16 protein-coding genes and 1 pseudogene are annotated in these 22,196 nt (G+C 71.0%); 5 read left to right on the top strand and 12 right to left on the bottom strand.

The features are described from left to right. Positions 1 to 96: 96 nt before the first annotated feature. From tkt to pgl, 5 genes are all read left to right on the top strand, one after another. A complete protein-coding gene (gene tkt, locus E6R62_RS31450) occupies positions 97 to 2,202 on the top strand; it encodes a transketolase (RefSeq protein WP_136216884.1) in 2,106 nt (701 codons plus the stop codon). A 34-nt stretch (positions 2,203 to 2,236) separates the two neighbouring features. Next, positions 2,237 to 3,355 carry a transaldolase gene (gene tal, locus E6R62_RS31445; protein ID WP_136216883.1) on the top strand — a complete coding sequence of 373 codons (1,119 nt, stop codon included), beginning with the start codon at positions 2,237 to 2,239 and terminating at the stop codon, positions 3,353 to 3,355. A gap of 2 nt (positions 3,356 to 3,357) precedes the next feature. Further along, positions 3,358 to 4,887: a glucose-6-phosphate dehydrogenase gene (zwf, locus tag E6R62_RS31440; protein WP_136216882.1), complete on the top strand. Its 1,530-nt coding sequence runs from the start codon at positions 3,358 to 3,360 to the stop codon at positions 4,885 to 4,887. Next, positions 4,884 to 5,924: a glucose-6-phosphate dehydrogenase assembly protein OpcA gene (gene opcA, locus E6R62_RS31435; RefSeq protein WP_136216881.1), complete on the top strand. Its 1,041-nt coding sequence runs from the start codon at positions 4,884 to 4,886 to the stop codon at positions 5,922 to 5,924. The genes zwf and opcA overlap by 4 nt, the downstream gene beginning before the upstream one ends. Before the next feature lie 127 nt (positions 5,925 to 6,051). Beyond that, positions 6,052 to 6,834: a 6-phosphogluconolactonase gene (pgl, locus tag E6R62_RS31430; protein ID WP_136216880.1), complete on the top strand. Its 783-nt coding sequence runs from the start codon at positions 6,052 to 6,054 to the stop codon at positions 6,832 to 6,834. A gap of 55 nt (positions 6,835 to 6,889) precedes the next feature. On the opposite strand, the gene pgi is transcribed toward pgl, so the two are convergent. From pgi to E6R62_RS40375, 12 genes and pseudogenes are all read right to left on the bottom strand, one after another. Beyond that, the gene (gene pgi / locus E6R62_RS31425; protein WP_136216905.1) at positions 6,890 to 8,548 is read right to left on the bottom strand and encodes a glucose-6-phosphate isomerase; all 1,659 of its coding nucleotides are present in this window, start codon (positions 8,546 to 8,548) and stop codon (positions 6,890 to 6,892) included. 162 nt (positions 8,549 to 8,710) lie between these two features. After that, positions 8,711 to 9,046: an RNA polymerase-binding protein RbpA gene (locus tag E6R62_RS31420; protein ID WP_010352468.1), complete on the bottom strand. Its 336-nt coding sequence runs from the start codon at positions 9,044 to 9,046 to the stop codon at positions 8,711 to 8,713. A 181-nt stretch (positions 9,047 to 9,227) separates the two neighbouring features. Beyond that, positions 9,228 to 9,455 carry a preprotein translocase subunit SecG gene (gene secG, locus E6R62_RS31415; RefSeq protein WP_206308903.1) on the bottom strand — a complete coding sequence of 76 codons (228 nt, stop codon included), beginning with the start codon at positions 9,453 to 9,455 and terminating at the stop codon, positions 9,228 to 9,230. 147 nt (positions 9,456 to 9,602) lie between these two features. Further along, entirely contained in the window at positions 9,603 to 10,379 is a 777-nt protein-coding gene (tpiA, locus tag E6R62_RS31410) for a triose-phosphate isomerase (RefSeq protein ID WP_136216879.1), read from the bottom strand. A 6-nt stretch (positions 10,380 to 10,385) separates the two neighbouring features. Beyond that, positions 10,386 to 11,597 carry a phosphoglycerate kinase gene (pgk, locus tag E6R62_RS31405; protein WP_136216878.1) on the bottom strand — a complete coding sequence of 404 codons (1,212 nt, stop codon included), beginning with the start codon at positions 11,595 to 11,597 and terminating at the stop codon, positions 10,386 to 10,388. Positions 11,598 to 11,737: 140 nt separating this feature from the next. Next, entirely contained in the window at positions 11,738 to 12,745 is a 1,008-nt protein-coding gene (gene gap, locus E6R62_RS31400; RefSeq protein ID WP_136216877.1) for a type I glyceraldehyde-3-phosphate dehydrogenase, read from the bottom strand. A gap of 232 nt (positions 12,746 to 12,977) precedes the next feature. Beyond that, positions 12,978 to 15,938 (bottom strand): M14 family metallopeptidase, encoded by a 2,961-nt coding sequence (locus tag E6R62_RS31395; protein ID WP_136216876.1) that lies wholly within the window; start codon positions 15,936 to 15,938, stop codon positions 12,978 to 12,980. Between the two features lie 166 nt (positions 15,939 to 16,104). Continuing rightward, entirely contained in the window at positions 16,105 to 17,100 is a 996-nt protein-coding gene (gene whiA / locus E6R62_RS31390; RefSeq protein ID WP_136216875.1) for a DNA-binding protein WhiA, read from the bottom strand. Continuing rightward, a complete protein-coding gene (gene yvcK / locus E6R62_RS31385; protein WP_136216874.1) occupies positions 17,091 to 18,155 on the bottom strand; it encodes a uridine diphosphate-N-acetylglucosamine-binding protein YvcK in 1,065 nt (354 codons plus the stop codon). Before yvcK ends, whiA begins: the two co-directional genes overlap by 10 nt. Beyond that, positions 18,152 to 19,150 carry an RNase adapter RapZ gene (gene rapZ / locus E6R62_RS31380; protein WP_136216873.1) on the bottom strand — a complete coding sequence of 333 codons (999 nt, stop codon included), beginning with the start codon at positions 19,148 to 19,150 and terminating at the stop codon, positions 18,152 to 18,154. Before rapZ ends, yvcK begins: the two co-directional genes overlap by 4 nt. Next, entirely contained in the window at positions 19,147 to 21,159 is a 2,013-nt protein-coding gene (gene uvrC, locus E6R62_RS31375) for an excinuclease ABC subunit UvrC (RefSeq protein ID WP_136216872.1), read from the bottom strand. The genes rapZ and uvrC overlap by 4 nt, the downstream gene beginning before the upstream one ends. 732 nt (positions 21,160 to 21,891) lie before the next feature. Then, positions 21,892 to 22,196, bottom strand: a pseudogene (locus E6R62_RS40375) (hypothetical protein); the annotation flags it as partial.

The raw sequence follows: 22,196 nt of genomic DNA, 5'->3' as shown, positions 1-22,196 counted from the left end.
GAATAGTGGCAGGCCGTCTCGGGGGTAGGCTCGGAATCGCGCCGGTGCACCGTTCGTCACCGGGAAACAACATGTGGAGAGGAGCCCTGACTCACGGTGAGCACCAAGCCGACCACCACAGAGCTCGAGTGGACCGAACTGGACCAGCGGGCCGTCGACACCGCCCGCATCCTGGCCGCGGACGCGGTCCAGAAGGTCGGGAACGGCCACCCCGGAACGGCGATGAGCCTGGCCCCCGCGGCGTACACCCTGTTCCAGAAGGTCATGCGCCACGATCCGGCGGACCCCCTGTGGGTCGGCCGCGACCGTTTCGTGCTCTCCGCGGGCCACTCGTCCCTCACCCTCTACACCCAGCTCTACCTCGGCGGCTTCGGCCTGGAGCTGGACGACCTCAAGGCCTTCCGCACGTGGGGCTCCAAGACGCCCGGTCACCCGGAGTACGGCCACACGGCCGGTGTCGAGACCACGACCGGCCCGCTCGGCCAGGGCGTCGCCAACGCGGTGGGCATGGCCATGGCCGCCCGCTACGAGCGCGGTCTGTTCGACCCGGACGCCGCCCCGGGCACCTCCCCGTTCGACCACATGGTCTACGCGATCGCCGGTGACGGCTGCCTCCAGGAGGGCATCTCCCACGAGGCGTCCGCCCTGGCCGGCCACCAGAAGCTCGGCAACCTGGTGCTGCTGTGGGACGACAACCACATCTCCATCGAGGGCGACACGGAGACGGCCGTCTCCGAGGACACCCTCAAGCGCTACGAGGCGTACGGCTGGCACGTGCAGCGCGTCGCCCCGCAGGAGAACGGCGACCTCGACCCGAAGGCGATCTTCGACGCCCTCAAGGCCGCGAAGGCCGAGACCGGGCGTCCGTCCTTCATCGCCATGCGCTCGATCATCGCCTGGCCCGCCCCGGACGCCCAGGGCACCGAGGCCGCGCACGGCTCGGCCCTCGGTGACGACGAGGTCGCCGCCACCAAGCGCGTCCTCGGCTTCGACCCGGAGAAGACCTTCGAGGTCTCCGAAGAGGTCATCGCGCACACCCGCAAGGCGCTGGACCGCGGCCGCGAGGCCAAGGCCGCCTGGGAGAAGGACTTCTCCGCCTGGCGCACCGCCAACCCGGAGCGCGCCGCCGAGTTCGACCGCATCGAGGCCAACGAGCTCCCCGAGGGCTGGGAGGACAAGCTCCCCGTCTTCGAGCCCGGAAAGGGCGTCGCCACCCGCGCGGCCTCCGGCAAGGTGCTCCAGGCGCTCGGCGGGGTCATCCCCGAGCTGTGGGGCGGCTCGGCCGACCTGGCCGGCTCCAACAACACCACCATCGACAAGAACTCCTCGTTCCTGCCGGTGGGCAACCCGCTGCCGGAGGCCGACCCGTACGGCCGCACCATCCACTTCGGCATCCGCGAGCACGCCATGGCCGCGTCCATGAACGGCATCGCGCTGCACGGCCACACCCGCATCTACGGCGGCACCTTCCTGGTGTTCTCCGACTACATGCGCAACGCCGTGCGCCTGTCGGCGCTGATGCACCTGCCGGTCACCTACGTGTGGACGCACGACTCCATCGGCCTCGGCGAGGACGGCCCGACCCACCAGCCGGTGGAACACCTCGCCTCGCTGCGCGCCATCCCGGGCCTGAACCTGGTCCGGCCGGCCGACGCGAACGAGACCGTCGTCGCCTGGCGCGAGATCCTGCGCCGTCACACCAAGGTCTTCGGCAAGGGCGCCCCGCACGGCCTGGCCCTGACCCGTCAGGGCGTGCCGACGTACGAGCTGAACGACGACGCCGCCAAGGGCGGGTACGTGCTCTTCGAGGCGGAGGGCGGCGCGCCCGAGGTCGTCCTCATCGGCACCGGCTCCGAGGTCCAGCTCGCCGTCGGCGCCCGCGAGGCGCTGCAGGCCGAGGGCATTGCGACGCGCGTGGTCTCCATGCCGTCCGTCGAGTGGTTCGAGGAGCAGGACCAGGCGTACAAGGACAGCGTGCTGCCGCCCTCCGTCCGTGCGCGCGTCGCGGTCGAGGCGGGCATCGGCCTGACCTGGCACCGCTACGTCGGTGACACGGGCCGCATCGTGTCGCTGGAGCACTTCGGCGCCTCGGCCGACGCGAAGGTGCTGTTCCGTGAGTTCGGCTTCACCCCCGAGGCCGTCGCCGCCGCCGCCCGGGCCTCCCTCGACGAAAGCCGTGGGATCGCCGCCGCCGCGCGCTGACGCCCGTACCCGACCAGTAGGAGATGCAATTCCCATGACAGACGCACTCAAGCGCCTCTCCGACGAGGGCGTGGCGATCTGGCTGGACGACCTGTCCCGCAAGCGCATCACGTCCGGCAACCTGGCCGAGCTGATCGACCAGCAGCACGTGGTCGGTGTCACCACCAACCCGTCGATCTTCCAGAAGGCCATCAGCCAGGGCGACGGTTACGACCGGCAGCTCTCGGACCTCGCGGCCCGCAAGGTGACCGTCGAGGAAGCCATCCGCATGATCACCACGGCGGACGTCCGCGACGCCGCCGACATCCTGCGGCCGGTCTTCGACGCGACCGAGGGCCAGGACGGCCGGGTCTCGATCGAGGTCGACCCGCGCCTCGCCCACAACACCAAGGCGACCGTCGCCGAGGCCAAGCAGCTCGCCTGGCTGGTGGACCGCCCGAACACCCTGATCAAGATCCCGGCGACCATGGGCGGCCTGCCGGCGATCACCGAGGTCATCGGCCGGGGCATCAGCGTCAACGTGACGCTGATCTTCTCGCTGGAGCGCTACCGCCAGGTCATGGACGCGTACCTGGCGGGCCTGGAGAAGGCCAAGGCCGCGGGCCTGGACCTGTCCCGGATCCACTCGGTGGCCTCCTTCTTCGTGTCCCGCGTGGACACCGAGATCGACAAGCGCCTGGACGGCATCGGCACCGACGAGGCGAAGGCCCTCAAGGGCAAGGCGGCGCTGGCCAACGCCCGTCTCGCCTACGAGGCGTACGAGGAGGTCTTCTCCTCCGAGCGCTGGGCCGCCCTGGACAAGGCGCACGCGAACAAGCAGCGTCCCCTGTGGGCCTCGACCGGCGTGAAGGACCCGGCGTACAAGGACACCCTGTACGTGGTGGACCTGGTCGCGCCCGGCACGGTCAACACCATGCCGGAGGCCACTTTGGAGGCCACCGCCGACCACGGCGAGGTCAGCGGCGACACCGTTCGCGGCACCTACGAGCAGGCGCGCGCCGAGCTCGACGCGATCGCGAAGCTGGGCATCTCGTACGACGATGTGGTCCAGTTGCTGGAGGACGAAGGCGTCGAGAAGTTCGAGGCGTCGTGGAACGACCTGCTGAAGTCGACCCAGGCGGAGCTTGAGCGCCTCGCCCCCGCGGAGGACTGAGTATTTTGTCGGTGAACGGAGCGAACCCGCTTCGTGACGCACAGGACCGGCGGCTCCCGCGCATCGCGGGGCCGTCCGGCCTGGTCATTTTCGGCGTTACGGGTGACCTGTCGCGCAAGAAGCTGATGCCCGCCGTCTACGACCTCGCGAACCGCGGCCTGCTGCCGCCGGGCTTCTCGCTGATCGGGTTCGCCCGCCGCGAGTGGCAGGACGAGGACTTCGCCCAGGAGGTGTACGAGGCCGTCAAGCAGCACTCGCGCACCCCCTTCCGCGAGGAGGTCTGGCAGCAACTGGTCCAGGGCTGCCGGTTCGTCCAGGGCGAGTTCGACGACGACGCGGCCTTCGAGACGCTCAAGGCAACGATCGAGGAACTCGACAAGGCGCAGGGCACCGGCGGCAACTTCGCCTTCTACCTGTCGGTCCCGCCCAAGTTCTTCCCGAAGGTGGTCCAGCAGCTCAAGGACCACGGTCTGGCGCAGAAGGAGGGCTCTTGGCGGCGTGCCGTCATCGAGAAGCCCTTCGGCCACGACCTCAAGAGCGCCGAGGAACTCAACAAGGTCGTCCACGAGGTCTTCCCCCGTGACGAGGTCTTCCGGATCGACCACTACCTCGGCAAGGAGACCGTCCAGAACATCCTGGCGCTCCGCTTCGCCAACACCATGTTCGAGCCGATCTGGAACCGGTCGTACGTCGACCACGTGCAGATCACGATGGCCGAGGACATCGGCATCGGCGGCCGGGCCGGTTACTACGACGGCATCGGCGCGGCCCGTGACGTCATCCAGAACCACCTGCTCCAACTGCTGGCGCTGACGGCGATGGAGGAGCCCGGCTCCTTCCACCCCAAGGCCCTGGTGGCCGAGAAGCTCAAGGTGCTGACCGCCGTGGAGCTGCCGGAGGACCTGGGCAAGCACACCGTGCGCGGCCAGTACTCGGCGGCGTGGCAGGGCGGCGAGAAGGTCGTCGGGTACCTCGAAGAGGACGGCATCGACCCCAAGTCGAAGACCGACACCTACGCGGCCATCAAGCTGGAGATCAACAACCGCCGTTGGGCGGGCGTCCCGTTCTACCTGCGGACCGGCAAGCGCCTGGGCCGTCGGGTGACCGAGATCGCGGTCGTCTTCAAGCGGGCCCCGTACCTGCCGTTCGAGTCGGGCGCGACCGAGGAGCTGGGGCAGAACGCCCTGGTCATCCGGGTCCAGCCGGACGAGGGCGTGACGGTGCGTTTCGGCTCGAAGGTTCCGGGCACCTCCATGGAGGTCCGCGACGTGACGATGGACTTCGCCTACGGCGAGTCCTTCACCGAGTCCAGCCCCGAGGCGTACGAGCGGCTGATCCTCGATGTCCTGCTGGGTGACGCGAACCTCTTCCCGCGCCACCAGGAGGTCGAACTGTCCTGGAACATCCTCGACCCGATCGAGGAGTACTGGGACAAGCACGGGAAGCCCGCGCAGTACCCGGCGGGCACCTGGGGGCCGGTCGAGGCGGACGAGATGCTCGCACGAGACGGACGGAGCTGGCGCCGGCCATGAAGATCGACCTTACGGAGACCACCTCCAGCAAGATCAACGCCGCGTTGGTGCAGGCGCGCCGGGACATCGGCACGCCTGCCATCGGCATGGTCCTCACGCTGGTGATCGTGACCGACGAGGAGAACGCGTACGACGCGCTCAAATCGGCGAACGACGCGTCCCACGAACACCCTTCGCGGATCATCGTCGTGGTCAGGCGGGTCAGCCGCTCCCCTCGCAGCCGTCGCGACGCCCGGCTCGACGCGGAGATCCGCGTCGGGACGGACGCCGGCACCGGCGAGACGGTGGTGCTGCGCCTGCACGGTGAACTGGTCCACCACGCCCAGTCCGTGGTTCTCCCGCTCCTCCTGCCCGACGCCCCCGTGGTGGTCTGGTGGCCGGAGGGGGCTCCGACGGACCTCGCGGGCGATCCGCTGGGTGCGCTCGGCCAGCGCCGGATCGCGGACACCTACTCCTCCGAGAACCCCATCGGCGCCCTCGGCGCCCGGGCGGAGGCCTACGCGCCGGGCGACACGGACCTGTCCTGGACCCGGATCACGCCCTGGCGCTCGATGCTGGCCGCGGCCCTGGACCAGCAGGAGGTGTCGGTCGTCTCCGCCACCGTGGAGGGCGAGGACGAGAACCCGAGCTGCGAACTGCTGGCCATGTGGCTGGCGGACCGCCTGGGCGTGCCGGTGACGCGCGCGCTGTCCCAGGGCCCGGGCCTGACCTCCGTGCGCATGGAGACCAAGGACGGCCAGATCGTACTGGACCGGGCGGACGGCGCCCTGGCGACGCTGTGCATGCCGGGCCAGCCCGACCGGGCGGTGGCGCTCAAGCGCCGCGACACGGCCGAGCTGCTGGCGGAGGAGTTGCGCCGGCTGGACCCGGACAACACCTACGAGGCTTCGCTGAAGTTCGGCGTGGGGCGGCTGGAGGCGGCCTCGGCCGCGCCCGCCGAGGCCCCGGCCGCGGCGGACGCCACCCCGGCGGACGCCGCCCCGGCGGCCAAGCCCGCGGGCAAGGCCGCGGCGAAGAAGGCCACGGCCAAGCAGTGACGTTTCACGGCCGCCGGCCGGGTCCCTTCGCGGGGGTCCGGCCGGCGGCCGATCCATTTCCGTCCGGCGCCGTCGACACGGCGCCGGGTACGTCCGGCACGAGCGAGAAGGCGGCACGCACATGGGTATGACGACTCCCCAGGTCGTCGTCCACCGGGACAAGGAACTGATGGCACAGGCCGCCGCGGCCCGGCTCATCACCAAGGTCGTGGACGCGCAGGCGGCCCGCGGCAGCGCCTCGGTGGTGCTGACCGGCGGCCGCAACGGAAACGGGCTGCTCGCCGCGCTCGCCGCGGCCCCGGCCCGGGACGCGATCGACTGGTCCCGGCTGGACCTGTGGTGGGGCGACGAGCGCTACGTCCCCGCCGACGACCCCGAGCGCAACCACGTACAGGCCCGGGAGGCGCTCTTGGACGCCGTCCCGGTCGATCCGGCGCGCGTCCACGCCATGCCGGCTTCCGACGGCCCCTACGGGGCGGACGTGGACGCGGCGGCGGCCTCCTACGCCGAGGAACTCCGCAAGGCGGCGGGGCCCGAGGACCACGGGCCGGTCCCCCGCTTCGACGTGCTGATGCTGGGCGTGGGCCCGGACACCCACGTCGCGTCCCTGTTCCCGGAACACCCTGCGGCGCGCGAGAGCGACCGCACGGTGGTCGGGGTCCACGGCGCCCCCAAGCCGCCGCCGACCCGGGTCTCGCTGACCCTCCCGGCGATCCGGGCCGCCCGTGAGGTCTGGCTCCTGGCGGCGGGCGAGGACAAGGCGGGAGCGGTGGCCATCGCGCTCGGCGGCGCGGGCGAGGTCCAGGCCCCGGCGGCGGCGGCCTACGGGCGTAGCCGCACCCTGTGGCTGCTGGACCGCGCGGCGGCGGCCAAGCTGCCCCCGGGCCTCTACCCGCCCGCCTCCGCCTGACCGACGACCCGAGGCGGGGGCGGGGGCCACCGCGGCCCCCGGCCCCGCCGACGGATCAGGCCCGGCCGCGCAGCTCCCGGTAGGTGTTCACCAGCGCCCGGGTGGACGGGTCGAGGTCCTCCGTGTGGGAGCCGTCGACCAGGGCCGGCTCGATCCGCTTGGCCAGCACCTTCCCCAGTTCCACGCCCCACTGGTCGAAGGAGTCGATGTTCCACACCGCGCCCTGTACGAACACCTTGTGCTCGTACAGGGCGATCAGCTGACCCAGTACCGCCGGTGTCAGCTCGTCCGCCAGGATCGTCGTCGTCGGGTGGTTGCCCCGGAACGTCTTGTGCGGGACCAGCGCCTCGGGGACGCCCTCCGCCCGCACTTCCTCCTCCGTCTTGCCGAAGGCCAACGCCTGGGTCTGCGCGAAGAAGTTGGCCATCAGCAGGTCGTGCTGGGCCTCCAGTTCCGGCTCCAGTTCCGCCACCGGACGGGCGAAGCCGATGAAGTCGGCCGGGATCATCCGGGTGCCCTGGTGGATCAACTGGTAGTACGCGTGCTGCCCGTTGGTGCCGGGCGTGCCCCAGACCACCGGGCCGGTGTCCCAGTCCACCGGCTGTCCGTCCCGGTCCACGGACTTGCCGTTGGACTCCATGTCCAGCTGTTGCAGGTACGCCGTGAAGCGCGAGAGGTAGTGGCTGTAGGGGAGCACCGCGTGCGACTGCGCGTCGAAGAAGCCCCCGTACCAGACGCCGAGCATGCCCATCAGCAGCGGCGCGTTCCGCTCCGGCGGGGCCGTGCGGAAGTGCTCGTCCACGGTGTGGAAGCCGCCCAGCATCTCCCGGAAGGCGTCCGGGCCGATCGCGATCATCAGCGAGAGGCCGATGGCGGAGTCGAAGGAGTAACGACCGCCGACCCAGTCCCAGAACCCGAACATGTTGGCCGGGTCGATGCCGAACTCCTCGACCTTCTCGGCGTTGGTCGACAGCGCCACGAAGTGCCGTGCCACCGCCGCGTCTTCACCGCCCAGTCCGGCCAGCAGCCAGGTGCGCGCCGAGGTGGCGTTCGTGATGGTCTCGATCGTCGTGAACGTCTTCGAGGCGATGATGAACAGCGTCTCGGCGGGATCCAGGTCCCGTACCGCCTCGTGCAGGTCGGCGCCGTCCACGTTGGACACGAAGCGCACGGTCAGCCCGCGGTCGGTGAAGGCGCGCAGCGCCTCGTAGGCCATCGCCGGACCGAGGTCGGAGCCACCGATGCCGATGTTGACGACGTTCTTGATACGCCGGCCGGTGAAGCCGGTCCACTCCCCCGACCTGACCTGCTCGGAGAAGGCGGCCATCTTGTCGAGGACGGCGTGGACGGCGGGTACGACGTTCTCGCCGTCCACCTCGACCACCGCGTCGCGGGGCGCCCGCAGCGCGGTGTGCAGGACCGCCCGGTCCTCCGTCGTGTTGATCTTCTCGCCGCGGAACATCGCGTCGCGCAGCTCGGCCACGCCCGTGGCGGAGGCCAGTTCGCGCAGGAGCGCGAGCGTCTCGTCGGTGACGAGGTGCTTCGAGTAGTCGATGTGCAGGTCCCCGACCCGCAGGGTGTAACCGGTGCCCCGCTCCGGATTCGTCTCGAACAGCTCCCGCAGATGCGTCCGACCCAGCGCTTCCCGGTGCTTGCCGAGTGCCGACCACTCGGGCGTCCGGTTGAGCCTCGTCCTGCGGCTGTCTGCGTTCATCTCGGACATCAACCCACTTCTTCCGTCCTGTTGTGCCCCGCCACGCCCCAACTTAAGGGATGTGAAGGGGGACAACGCGCACAAAGGGGCCCGGCCCGCGGGATTGTCTCTCCCGCGGGCCGGGCCCGATCCACTCTCACGTGCGACGGCGGGGGCCGACTCTCAGATCTCGCCCCGGAGTTTGGCGAGCGCCTCGGCGAGGATCGCCTCGCCGTCCGCGTCGCTGCGCCGCTCCCGCACGTACGCCAGGTGCGTCTTGTACGGTTCGGTGCGCGGCGGCGCCGGCGGGTTGTCCCGGTCCTGACCGGCGGGGAACCCGCAGCGCGGGCAGTCCCAGGTGTCCGGGACCTGCGCGTCGCTGGCGAAGCTCGGCTGCGTCTCGTGCCCGTTCGAGCACCAGAAGGAGATGCGCAGGCGGGGCGCGGATTCGCCGCGCTCGGCCTCGCCCATCGGCCCCGCTCCGACCCGACTTCCACGGATCGCGTTGCCACTTGCCACGGTCGTAACTCCCTGCCTGATGGTGCCGCGGAGCGTGAGGGGTATTCCGCTGCGGGCGCCCAAGTCTACGTAAGGCCGGGCGGCCGTCCAGCAATTGGAGGGGGCGCCCCCGCAGATGCCCATGATAGGCCGGAGGGGGCGTACCGGACCGGCACAATGGCCGGAAAGGTCGGCTTCCGGATTACTTCCTCAGCAGGCCCAGCGCGATGATGCAGGCGAACCACAGCAGACCGATCACGACGGTGATCCGGTCCAGGTTGCGCTCGGCGACCGAGGAGCCGCCGACCGACGACTGCATGCCGCCGCCGAACATGTCGGAAAGGCCACCGCCCTTGCCCTTGTGCATCAGCACGAGCAGCATCAGCAGGGCGCTGAAGACGATCAGGGCGATCGAGAACCCCAAAATCACGGCTGATTCCTACTTTCTGGCTTTTCTGGCTTTCCGGCTCTGCTGGGATGTGCGCGGGGGCCAGTGGCTGGTGGTGCAGCCTCCTGGCCCCCGCAAGGGTACGACGGATCCGTCCTGCCGCATACTCGCTGCGGGGACGGCCGGGGCCTACTGGTCCCGGAAGCGGACGATCTTGACGAACTCGTCCACGTCCAGCGCCGCGCCGCCGATCAGGGCGCCGTCGACATCGGGCTGGGCCATGATCGCGGCGATGTTGCCGGCCTTGACGGAGCCGCCGTACTGGATGCGGACCTTGTCGGCCAGCTCCGGCGAGTACAGCTCGGCCAGGCGGCGGCGGATCGCCCCGCAGACCTCCTGGGCGTCCTCGGGGGTGGCGACCTCGCCGGTCCCGATGGCCCAGACGGGCTCGTAGGCGATCACGATGGACTCGGCCTGCTCGGCCGGCAGGTCCTTGAGGCCGCCGTCGACCTGGGCGAGCGTGTGCTCGACCTGCCGGCCGGCCTTGCGGACGTCGAGGCCCTCCCCGACACACAGGATCGGGGTGATCCCGTGACGGTAGGCGGCCTTGACCTTGGCGTTGCAGAGCTCGTCGCTCTCGCCGTGGTACTGGCGGCGCTCGCTGTGGCCCACGGCCACGAACGTGCAGGCCAGCTTGGCCAGCATCGGGCCGGAGACCTCACCGGTGTAGGCACCGGAGTCGTGCGCCGAGATGTCCTGGGCGCCGTACTTGATCCTCAGCTTGTCGGCGTCGACGAGGGTCTGGACGGAGCGCAGGTCGACGAAGGGCGGCAGGACCGCGACCTCGACGGCGTCGTAGTCCTTGTCGGCGAGCGAGAAGGCGAGCTTCTGGGTGTGGGCGATGGCCTCGATGTGGTTGAGGTTCATCTTCCAGTTGCCCGCCATGAGCGGGGTGCGCGTGGTCATTGAGGGTCAGACCTCCAGTGCGGCGAGGCCGGGGAGCGTCTTGCCCTCGAGGTATTCGAGGGAGGCGCCGCCACCGGTCGAGATGTGGCCGAAAGCGTTCTCGTCGAAACCGAGCGTGCGCACGGCGGCGGCGGAGTCCCCGCCGCCGACGACGGTGAACGCGTCGCTGTCGACGAGGGCCTGCGCGATCGCGCGGGTGCCTCCGGCGTAGTCGGGGTGCTCGAAGACGCCCACGGGACCGTTCCAGAACACGGTCTCCGCGTCGGCGATCTTCGACGCGTACAGCTCACGGGTCTTGGGACCGATGTCCAGACCCTCCTTGTCGGCGGGGATCTTGTCCGCGTCGACGGTGGTGAAGTCGGCCGGGGTCTTGCCCTTGAGGTCGGGGAAGTCCGTCGAGGCGAGGATGTCGACCGGCAGGACCAGCTCGACACCGTTCTTCTCGGCGCGCTCCATGTACTCCTTGACGACGTCCACCTGGTCCTTCTGGAGCAGGGAGATGCCGACCTCGTAGCCCTTGGCGTAGAGGAAGGTGTACGCCATGCCGCCGCCGATGAGGATGCGGTCGGCCTTTCCGAGCAGCTGGTCGATGACGGCGAGCTTGTCGGAGACCTTGGCGCCGCCGAGTACGACCACGTAGGGACGCTTCACCTCGGCGGTCAGCTTCTTCAGGACGCCGACCTCGGTGGCGATCAGGTAGCCCGCCGCGTGGGGCAGGCGCGCCGGGAGGTCGAAGACCGAGGCGTGCTTGCGGTGGACGGCGCCGAAGCCGTCGCCCACGTAGAGGTCGGCGAGCTCGGCGAGCTCGTCCGCGAAGGCGCCGCGCTCGGCGTCGTCCTTCGAGGTCTCGCCGGGGTTGAAGCGCAGGTTCTCGATGACGGCGACTCCGCCGTCGGTGAGGGCCGCGACGGTCTCCTTGGCGGAGGAGCCGACGGTGTCGGTGGCGAACGCGACGTCGGTGCCGAGCAGCTCGCCGAGCCGCTTGGCGGCCGGGGCCAGCGAGAAGGCCGGGTCCGGGGCGCCCTTGGGGCGGCCCAGGTGCGAGGCGACGATCACGCGGGCGCCGGCTTCGGCGAGCTTCGCGATGGTCGGCTGGACGGCACGGATGCGTCCGTCGTCGGTGATCTCGGTGCCGGCGAGCGGCACGTTGAGGTCCGCGCGGACGAACACCCGCTTGCCGGAGACGCCCTCGGCGAGAAGTTCGTCGATCGTCTTCATGTGTTTCTTGCTCCTTATCCCCACGCGGGGTTTCCGTCCCGACCTGGGTGAGAGGGTACGAGACAAGCCACAGGGCCCGTGCGGCGCCTCGTCGCGCCACCCGGACCCTGTGCCTCACATCGTGCTGCCTGCCGTGATGATCAGAGCTGACCGCCGACGAACACGGTCAGGTCGACGAGGCGGTTGGAGTAGCCCCACTCGTTGTCGTACCAGCCGATGACCTTGACCTGCGTACCGTCCTGAACCATCGTCAGGGACGCGTCGAAGGTGCAGGAGGCGGGCCAGTTCACGATGTCGGACGAGACGATCGCGTCCTCGGTGTAGTCGAGGATGCCCTTGAGCTGACCCTCGGCGGCCTTCTGGAAAGCCGCGTTGATCTCTTCCTTGGTGGTCTCGCGGGAGAGCTCCAGGACGAGGTCGGTGACCGAGCCGGTCGGGACCGGGACGCGCATGGCCATGCCGTCCAGCTTGCCCTTGAGCTGCGGGAGGACCAACGCGGTGGCCTTGGCGGCACCGGTCGAGGTCGGGATGATGTTCTCGGCGGCGGCGCGGGCGCGACGCAGGTCCGAGTGCGGGAAGTCGAGGATGCGCTGGTCGTTGGTGTAGGCGTGGACCGTCGTCATCATGCCCTTGACGATGCCGAAGTTCTCGTCGAGGACCTTGGCCATCGGCGCCACGCAGTTGGTGGTGCAGGAGGCGTTGGAGATGACGTGGTGGTTGGCCGCGTCGTACTTGTCCTGGTTGACGCCCATCACGATCGTGATGTCCTCGTCCTTGGCCGGAGCCGAGATGAGGACCTTCTTCGCGCCGGCGGCGATGTGCTTGGCGGCGTCGGCCTTCTTCGTGAAGATGCCGGTCGACTCGATGACGATGTCGGCGCCCAGCTCGCCCCAGGGCAGGTTGGCGGGGTCGCGCTCGGCGAACGTCTTGAAGGTGTTGCCGTTGACGGTGATGGTGTCGTCGGTGTGCGAGACCTCGGCCTTGAGGCGGCCGAGGATCGTGTCGTACTTGAGCAGGTGCACCAGAGTGGCGTTGTCAGTCAGGTCGTTGACACCGACGATCTCGATGTCCGCCCCCTGCTCAAGGAGCGCCCGGAAGTAGTTGCGGCCAATACGACCAAAACCATTGATGCCTACGCGGATCGTCACGAACCGATCTCCTCGTTGGTGCGCCGGTAAAAGTCCCCCGGCGAGCTGTATGGGATGTCCCCGACCGCTTACGACCCTACCTCTCCGTGAGCTTCCGAGTGACATCGGTCGACGGCTGACACTCCCCTGCTTCCCAGGAATGACACCGTGAGGCCCCGTACCGGACGTACCGGTACGGGACCTGTGGGACCTTGTCCCTGTTACCCGGAGTGAGCGTCGGCCAAGCCTCGGATCAGCGCTTCAGCGAACGGAGTGCCGTACCGACGAGTACGGCCCGGTCCGCCGCCGTCGGGAGGTGTTCCAGGCCGAACCCGAGCAGGACCGTGTCACGCGTAGTGACAGCGGCGTAGGACTTGAAGAGCTCCCCGGACCTGTACCAATCCCCGGGGACGACGGGACTTCCGGGCGGTGCGCCCTGTGCCGTCCACGCCCCCAGCGAGGTCTCGAAGCCATCGACGGGCTGGTCCTTCCCGCCGACGGCCAGCCGCGCCTCGTCCGCGAAGACGCCCCGGCCGCCCGCCCCGCCGTCGGTGACGTACGACAAGGAGACCTCGACGGACTTGCCCGCGTAGGCGCTCAGGTCGAAGGAGACCTGCTTCCAGCCCCCCGAGGAGCCGGTGAAGCTGTTCCACGCCCCGCTGCTGCCGTGCGGCGCGCAGCCGCCGGCGGTCAGGTCGAGGTAGTGGCGCAGGAAGGGGTGTCCGTTGACGAAGAACCCGGCCTCGCACTCGGCGGGGACGGCGGTGCTGCTGAGGCCTCCGGCCTCGGGCAGCGTGGTCCAGTCCTCCGCCCCGGTGGTGTGCGCCTCCAGGACGGCGTGGTCGTAGCCCTGCTCGGTGTTCCAGTTGAGGGCCATCTTGAGCTGCGGCGCGTCGGCCGCGGACACCTTGGTGAGGTCGATGGTGCGGGTCAGCCGCTTCCATTCGTTGTCCTCGTGGGTGGCCGAGGCCATCCCGGTGCCCGCGTAGGGGGCGTACGGGTTCACGACCCCCGCGTACTGGCCCGCCTGCGCGCTCTTGAACTGCGGGAACCGCGCCGGTGGCAGCGTCTCGGAGGTCACCGAGAAGGCGCCGGGGGCGTCGAGCGGGTTGCCCGCCGCGTCCCCGAGGCCGCCCTTGGCGCCGGCGAGGGCGCCCGCGCCGGTGAAGGCGGTGGGCCCGCTGACGCCGGCCCGGCCGTAGGCGCCGAGGTAGTACTGGCTGAAGTCGTCGGTGACGGCGCGGCCGACCCGCGCGTTGCCGCCCGCCGACTCGCCGGCCTCGATCAGCTTGCCGCCCTCGTTGAGGAAGTCCCGTACCGCCAGCTGGGTTTCACCGCCGGGGGCCTTGGCCCCGGTGTAGTGGACGACGGTGCGGAAGTGGGAGAGCACGCCGAGGTGGTGCGGCGCTCCCTGGGTGGCGACGTCCCATACGGCGGCCTTCTTGCCGTTGGCGCGCAGGGCGTCGACGTACTCCTGCGCGTGGACGGCCTTCGCGCCCTCCTCGGCGATCACGAGCACGTCGGCGTCGCGGGGCCGTTCGGCCACCGTGTAGGTGAAGTGCCCGCCGGTGATCTCCTTGCCGCCGTCACGACCGCTGAACCAGACCTCGACCTTGTCGCCCGGCTTGGTGCCGTCGACCTTGGCCCGGTACTCGTCGAACCAGTTGTTGTCGTCGCCGCCGTAGACATCGCCGCCCTTCCAGGCCTTCAGCCCGTCGTCGTGCGTACGGCCGCCGTTGACGCGGAACTTGAGCTGCTTGTCCCGCAGCGCCTTGCGGGCGGTGACGGAGACGGTCTGGTCCTCGCCGCGCTGCACGTAGGAGGTGGTGAAGGGGTCCGCGGTGAAGTCGGCGGCGCTCAGGCCGACGGAGGACACCGGTCGGTCCGGGTGCGCGGCGCTCTCCGCGACGGACAGCGCGAAGGGCACGTTCTTGGCGAACTCGGCCTGGATCAGATTCTCGTCGTCGGGGAAGTTGAAGACGGACGGGCAGTCCTCGGGCTTCCACCGGTCGTCGGGATCGGCGGCGGAGGCCGTCTGGCAGGTGCTCATCTCCGGCGTGAACATCATGACGCCGTTGACGTTGGCCGCGTGGCCGTCCGCCTCGCCGTTGGTGGTGTAGAGCTCGGAGGACACCTGCGGGTAGTAGCCCGGGACGGCCGAGTGCTCCGGGGTGCCGGCGAGCGCCTTGTAGGCCACGTCGTCGGGGGTGGGGGTGGCGACCTGCCAGCCCACCCCGTAGAGCAGCAGTTCGGCGGCCGAGTGGTAGTTGATCGCGTACGCGAAGCCGACGCGCTTCTCGAAGGCGTCGAGGGCGACGGTCTCGGGCTCGGAGTTCGCCTTCGGGCCGCGGTAGGTCTCGCTCGACGGGCTCTCGGAGGAGCCCTCGTCGTCGTACCCCCACCTGTAGGCGAAGTTCCGGTTCGGGTCGACCCCGTCGACGGCGGTGATCTTGCCGTCGCCGTCGTTGTCGCGCATGTTCTTGCGCCACAGCCGCTGCCCGTCGGGGGCGTGCGTGTAGTCGTAACCGTCGGGGTTGGCGGAGAGCAGGAACCACATCTCGGTGGAGTCCACCAGCTTGGTGAGGCGCTGGTCCTTGCCGTAGCCGTCGAGCGTCCGGTGCATCAGCCGCCGGGTCATCTCCGGGGTGATCCACTCGCGGGCGTGCTGGTTGGACATGTAGAGCACCGAGGGCTTGGAGCCGTCCTTGGTCTTCTTGGCGTCCTTGGTGACCTTCAGGGCGAGGATGTCCTTGCCCTGGACGGTCTTGCCGATGGACACGACCTTGGTGAGGGACGGGTTGGCCCGCGCGGTGGCGAGGATCTCCTCCTGGAGGCCGCCCTTGCCGCTGTACGGACGGAACACCCCGTCCCCGGGGGCCTCCGCGCGAGCGGACGGGGCGATCCTGCGCTCGGTGATCTTGACGCCCTGGGCGGCGAGCCCCCTGGCCTGCCCCGCGGTGAGGAACAGTTCGACCTTCGCCGTCCCGCTCTCGGGTGGGCGTTCGGCCAGTTCGTGGGCGTCCTGGCCGGCGGCGAGGACGAGCGGGATCTGTTCCTTGGTGACGGCGGCGTCGTAGACCCGGACCTCGTCGGAGGCCGTTGCTGCTCCGGGGTCCGCCGTGGGTCGGGCCTGTGCCGCTGCGGGTAACGCGGCGAGTGTGGTTCCGATGACGAGTGCGCTTGCGGCGAGGATCGATCTCGCGCGGTGCCTCATGTGCCCCCCTGGGCGTCGTCTGCCACGAAAGCGTTGGCAGCCAGGCTCACGATCGCCCATGCCCATGTCAATGGGGCGTACGGCGAGGGACCCGCACGATCACCCGTGCGGGTCCCTGTTCGCCGTGCTCCGGCCGAGGTCGGCCGGTCGCGTCCCGGGGCGGGGGTCAGCCGACCATGTTGTCGGCGAGTTCCTCGCTGAGGTCGAGGTTCGACTCGGTCCCGGGGATGCCGAGGTCCTGCGCCCGCTTGTCGGCCATCGCCAACAACCGGCGGATGCGGCCCGCGACCGCGTCCTTGGTCAGCGGCGGGTCGGCGAGCGCGCCCAGCTCCTCCAGGGAGGCCTGCTTGTGCTCCATGCGCAGCCGGCCGGCCGCGGCGAGGTGCTCGGGGACCTCCTCGCCCAGGATCTCCAGGGCGCGCTGCACGCGGGCGCCGGCGGCCACCGCGGCCCGCGCCGAGCGGCGCAGGTTGGCGTCGTCGAAGTTGGCGAGGCGGTTGGCGGTGGCGCGCACCTCGCGCCGCATCCGCCGCTCCTCCCACGCCAGCACCGACTCGTGGGCTCCCAGCCGGGTCAGCAGCGCGCCGATCGCGTCGCCGTCGCGGACCACGACCCGGTCCACCCCGCGCACCTCGCGCGCCTTGGCGGCGATCGAGAGCCTGCGGGCGGCGCCCACCAGGGCCAGGGCGGCCTCCGGGCCCGGGCAGGTGACCTCCAGGGAGGAGGACCGGCCCGGCTCGGTGAGCGAGCCGTGGGCCAGGAAGGCGCCGCGCCAGGCCGCCTCGGCGTCACAGGTGGCCCCGGAGACGACCTGCGGCGGCAGGCCTCTGATGGGGCGACCACGGCCGTCCACGAGACCGGTCTGGCGGGCCAGCTGGTCCCCTCCGGCCACGACACGGACGACGAACCGGCTGCCGCGGCGCAGCCCGCCCGGGGCCATCACCACCAGGTCCGAGGAGTGCCCGAAGATCTCCAGGATGTCCTTGCGCAGGCGTCTGGCGGCGATACCCGTATCCAGCTCCGCCTCGATGACGATGCGGCCGCTCACCAGGTGCAGCCCGCCCGCGAACCGAAGGATCGCCGAGACCTCCGCCTTCCTGCAGCAGGTCCGGGTGACGGGGAGGCGGGAGATCTCATCCTTCACCGCGGGCGTCATCGCCATGGGCCGATCCTTCCATGCATCCGAAAAATACGGTCGTACGCGGCGGCCAGCAGCTCCGGATCGTGCTTCGGAGTGCCGTCCTGCCTGGCCACGGGCGCCAGCTCGACCGCGGCACCGAACCGTTTGGCGGCATCGGCCAGGGATTCGCGATCGGGCACGGCGGCCTCGTCGGCCAGCACCACGTCCAGGGCGAGTTTAGGGGCGTGTCGGGCCAAAACCTCCAAATGACGCTGCGGAGAGAAGCCCTCTGTTTCGCCGGGCTGCGGCGCGAGGTTCAGCGAGAGCACCCTGCGGGCCTTCGTCGCGATGAGCGCGTCGAGCAGTTCCGGCACCAGCAGGTGCGGGATCACGGACGAGAACCAGGACCCCGGACCGAGCACCACCCAGTCGGCGTCGAGCACGGCGGCGACCGCCTCCGGCACGGCCGGCGGATCACCCGGGACCACCTGCACGGACAGCACCTCGCCGGGGGTCAGGGCCACCGTGGCCTGCCCCCGTACGGTGTCCACGTCCTGCGGGCGCGCCGGGTCGTGGCCCTTGACCAGCGCCTGGAGCTCCAGCGGGACCGCGGACATCGGCAGCACCCGGCCCTGCGCGCCGAGCAGCTTGCCCACCAGGTCGAGCGCCTGCACGGGGTCGCCGAGCTGCTCCCACAGGGCGACGATCAGCAGATTGCCGACCGCGTGCTCGTGGAGGTCACCGGCGGACTGGAAGCGGTGCTGGATGACGCGGGCCCAGGTCTGGCCCCACTCGTCGTCCCCGCACAGCGCGGCGAGCGCCTTGCGCAGGTCACCGGGGGGCAGCACGCCGAGCTCCTCGCGGAGCCGGCCGCTGGAGCCGCCGTCGTCGGCGACGGTGACCACGGCCGTCAGTTCGCCGGTGATCCGGCGCAACGCGGCGAGGGAGGCCGACAGGCCCATGCCCCCGCCGAGCGCGACGACCTTGGGGGCGACCACCTTGGCGGCGGAGCGCCGTCCGGCGCGGCCCGCGCCGTCCTCGCCCCGGGTGGGGGCGAGTCGGCGCAGGCGGCGCAGGCGCAGGGAGCGTCCGGTCACTCGCGCCCCATGTCCCGGTGGACGACGACGGTCTCTACTCCCTCGGAGGCGAGGCGGGCCGCGAGCTTCTCGGACATGGCCACGCTGCGGTGCTTGCCGCCCGTACAGCCGACCGCGATGGTCACGTACCGCTTGCCCTCACGGCGGTAGCCGGTGGCGATCAGCTGGAGCAGCTCGGTGTACCGGTCGAGGAACTCCTTGGCGCCGGGCTGGCTGAAGACGTACCCCGACACCTCCGCGTTGAGCCCGGTGAAGGGGCGCAGCTCCGGCACCCAGTGCGGGTTGGGGATGAAACGGCAGTCGACGACGAGGTCGGCGTCGACGGGCAGGCCGTACTTGTAGCCGAAGGACATGACGGTGGCCCGCAGCTCGGGCTCCTCGTCCCCCGCGAACTGGGCGTCCATCTTGGCGCGCAGCTCATGCACGTTCAGGCTGGAGGTGTCGATGACGAGGTCGGCGTCACCGCGCAGCTCGCGCAGCAGGTCGCGCTCGGCGGCGATGCCGTCGACGATGCGCCCGTCACCCTGGAGGGGGTGCGGGCGGCGGACCGACTCGAAGCGGCGGACCAACGCGTCGTCGGAGGACTCCAGGAAGACGATGCGGCGGGTGACGCCGCGGGCCTCCAGGTCGGCGAGGGACTCGCGCAGGGCGTCGAAGAACTGACGGCCGCGGACGTCGACGACGACCGCGATGCGCGCCACGTTGCCCTGCGAGCGGGCGCCGAGTTCCACCATGGTGGGGATCAGCGCCGGCGGGAGGTTGTCCACGACGAACCAGCCGAGGTCCTCCAGGCACTTGGCCGCGGTACTGCGGCCGGCCCCGGACATCCCGGAGATGATCACCAGCTCGGGGATGGCCGCCTCGGCGGTATCGCCGGGCTCCACTGTCGTGCCCGTACTCACCTGTGCTCCGTCTCGGTCGTGCTCGGTCTCGCTCTGGTCCACCGCGGTCTGGTCCGCTGAGGCTGCGTGTTCGTTCGCTGGGCGCTCGGTCATGGCGTGGTCCCCCGTTCGGACGACGTTCCCGCGGACGCGGGAGTCTCATCCTCAATGATCTCTCCTGTCGCCATGTTGACGGCAGGACGGGCGGGGACGGCCCGGGCGAGCGCAGCCGCCACGATCTCGGCCGTCTTGCGACCTATGCCGGGGACCTCGCAGATCTGGTCGATTGTCGCCTGTCTCAGCTTCTTCACCGAACCGAAGTGCTTGATCAGGGCCTGCTTGCGGCTCTCGCCGAGGCCCGGCACCTCGTCCAGCGGGCCGGCCTTGAACCGCTTGCCGCGCTTGTTGCGCTGGTACTGGATGGCGAAACGGTGGGCTTCGTCACGCACCCGCTGGAGCAGGTAGAGGCCCTCGCTGGTGCGGGGCAGCACCACCGGGTCGTCCTCGCCGGGCAGCCAGACCTCCTCCAGCCGCTTCGCGAGTCCGCACACCGCCACGTCGTCGATCCCCAGCTCCTCCAGGGCCCGCTTGGCGGCCGTGACCTGCGGCCGGCCGCCGTCTACCACGACGAGCTGCGGCGGGTAAGCGAAGCGCTTGGGGCGCCCGTCGTCCTCCTCGGGCCCGTCCGTCCCGCCGTCCTCGGGGGACCACTCACCGGTCTTGAGCTTCTCCTGGAGGTAGCGCCGGAAGCGCCGGGAGACCACCTCGTGCATGGACCGGACGTCGTCCTGTCCCTCGAACGACTTGATCTGGAAGCGCCGGTACTCGCTCTTGCGGGCGAGTCCGTCCTCGAAGACGACCATGGAGGCCACCACGTCGTCACCCTGGAGGTGGGAGATGTCGAAGCACTCGATGCGCAGCGGCGCGCCGTCCAGCTCCAGGGCCTCGGCGATCTCCTCCAGGGCGCGGGAGCGGGTGGTGAGGTCGGCGGCCCGCTTGGTCTTGTGCAGGGCGAGGGACTGCTGCGCGTTGCGGTGGACGGTCTCCATGAGCGCCTTCTTGTCGCCGCGCTGCGGGATGCGCAGGCTGACCTGGGCGCCGCGACGCTCGGCGAGCCACTGGCTCAGCACCGGCGTGTCCTCGGGCAGGGCGGGGACCAGCACTTCCTTGGGGACGGTCTCGCCCTTCTCCTCGCCGTACAGCTGCTGGAGCGCGTGCTCGACGAGCCCGGCGGTGTCGACGGCCTCCACCTTGTCGGTGACCCATCCGCGCTGGCCGCGGACCCGGCCGCCGCGTACGTGGAAGATCTGCACGGCGGCTTCCAGCTCGTCCTCGGCGACGGCGATGAGGTCGGCGTCGGTGGCGTCGGCGAGCACGACGGCGTTCTTCTCCATGGCCCGGCGCAGCGCCCCTATGTCGTCGCGCAGCCGGGCGGCCTTCTCGTACTCCATGTCCTCGGCGGCCTCGTGCATCTGCCGTTCGAGGCGGGAGAGGTAGGTGCCGGTGCGTCCGGCCATGAAGTCGCAGAAGTCCTCGGCGAGTTCGCGGTGCTCGTCCGGGGTGACGCGGCCGACGCAGGGCGCGGAGCACTTGCCGATGTAGCCGAGCAGGCAGGGGCGGCCGATCTGCGCGGAGCGCTTGAACACGCCCGCGGAGCAGGTCCGCACCGGGAAGACCCGGAGCATCAGGTCGACGGTCTCGCGGATCGCCCAGGCGTGGCCGTAGGGGCCGAAGTAGCGCACGCCCTTCTTCTTGGGTCCGCGCATGACCTGGACGCGGGGGTACTCCTCGTTCATGGTGACGGCGAGGGAGGGATAGCTCTTGTCGTCCCGGTACTTGACGTTGAACCGGGGGTCGAACTCCTTGATCCAGGAGTATTCGAGCTGGAGCGCCTCGACCTCGGTGGAGACGACGGTCCACTCGACGGACGCGGCGGTCGTCACCATCGTCGCGGTACGCGGGTGCAGGTTCGCGACGTCCTGGAAGTAGCTGGCCAGGCGTTGCCGCAGGCTCTTGGCCTTCCCGACGTAGATCACCCGGCGGTGCTCGTCGCGGAACTTGTAGACGCCCGGGGAGTCGGGGATCTGCCCCGGCTGGGGGCGGTAGCTGGAAGGGTCGGCCATGCCAACCACCCTACTGTCGCCCAAGGACAACCCACCCCACGCCCCGACACCACCACCCGTCCGCCCTCGGCCGCGGGGGCGTGGGGCGGGCCGGGGGCGGGGGAGCCCGGCCGTGCGGCGGGACGCCCGGGGGGGGGCGGGGCGGGCCGGGGGCGCCGAGGAAGCCCGGCCGTGCGGCGGGGACGCGCGGGGGGGTCACGCGGCGTGGAGCCGTCGGGCTGGGGGTGTGAGGCCGCCGCTGGGGGGTGGGACGGCCGGGCCTTGGGGGCCGAGGGAGCCCGGTCGGGCGGGGCGTCGAGGGGGGCAGGGCCGCCCGGCATGGAGGCTCCCCGCCCAGGGATGTGGGGCGGCCCTTCCCCCGGGGCGGAACCGCCGGCGGCAGCCGGGGGCCGATGGGGGGACCGGTCGGGCAGCGGGGTACGGGCCGCCCGGGGCCCCGGCCCGAGACCCGGGCCCGGGTACGGCACGGTCCGGGGCGCCGGCCCGAGGTCCGGGAGGCGACGCCGCTCCCGTGCGGCGGACCCGCCGGCGGCACCTGGGGGTGGACTCGGAGGAGCCCACCGCCGGGAAGCGGATCCCCGTCCGCGCCCGTCCCGCCCCGGTCCGGGGCCGAAGCCCCAACGGCCCCGCCGTCCCGGGCGGAACGAGCAGCCCGCGGCACGCACCGCGCCCCGGAAACAGAGACCGTCCCGCGCGGGCGTGCGGCCCCTCAAGGGGCCGCCCCCGCCGGGGTCAGGCCCGAGTACGACCCGTCGAACGGGCCCGCGCGTGCCGGGGCCAGCCGGGCGCGGGGCGCGTTCCCTGGCGGCGGACCGAGCCGGGCCCGGCGGGGTGGCCGCCACGGGGTACCGAACCGGGGGCGCCCCCGGGCGTCGGGCCCGCCGTCCTGGCGGTACGGCGGGCCCGGTGGGGTGGGTCAGGCCCCGTGTGTGCGGCGGCGTCGAAGGCGCCCGCGTGCTCCAGTTCGGCCCGGCGGGCGGGGTCGAGCCCGGCGGGCGAGCCCGGTTGGGGGCTGCCGTCCGCCAAGTGCGCGAAGG

It is taken from the genome of Streptomyces sp. A1136, assembly GCF_004795055.1.
Taxonomy (GTDB): domain Bacteria; phylum Actinomycetota; class Actinomycetes; order Streptomycetales; family Streptomycetaceae; genus Streptomyces.
Note: the sequence above shows the minus strand (reverse complement) of the source record. Positions and strands in the feature narration are given on the sequence as shown.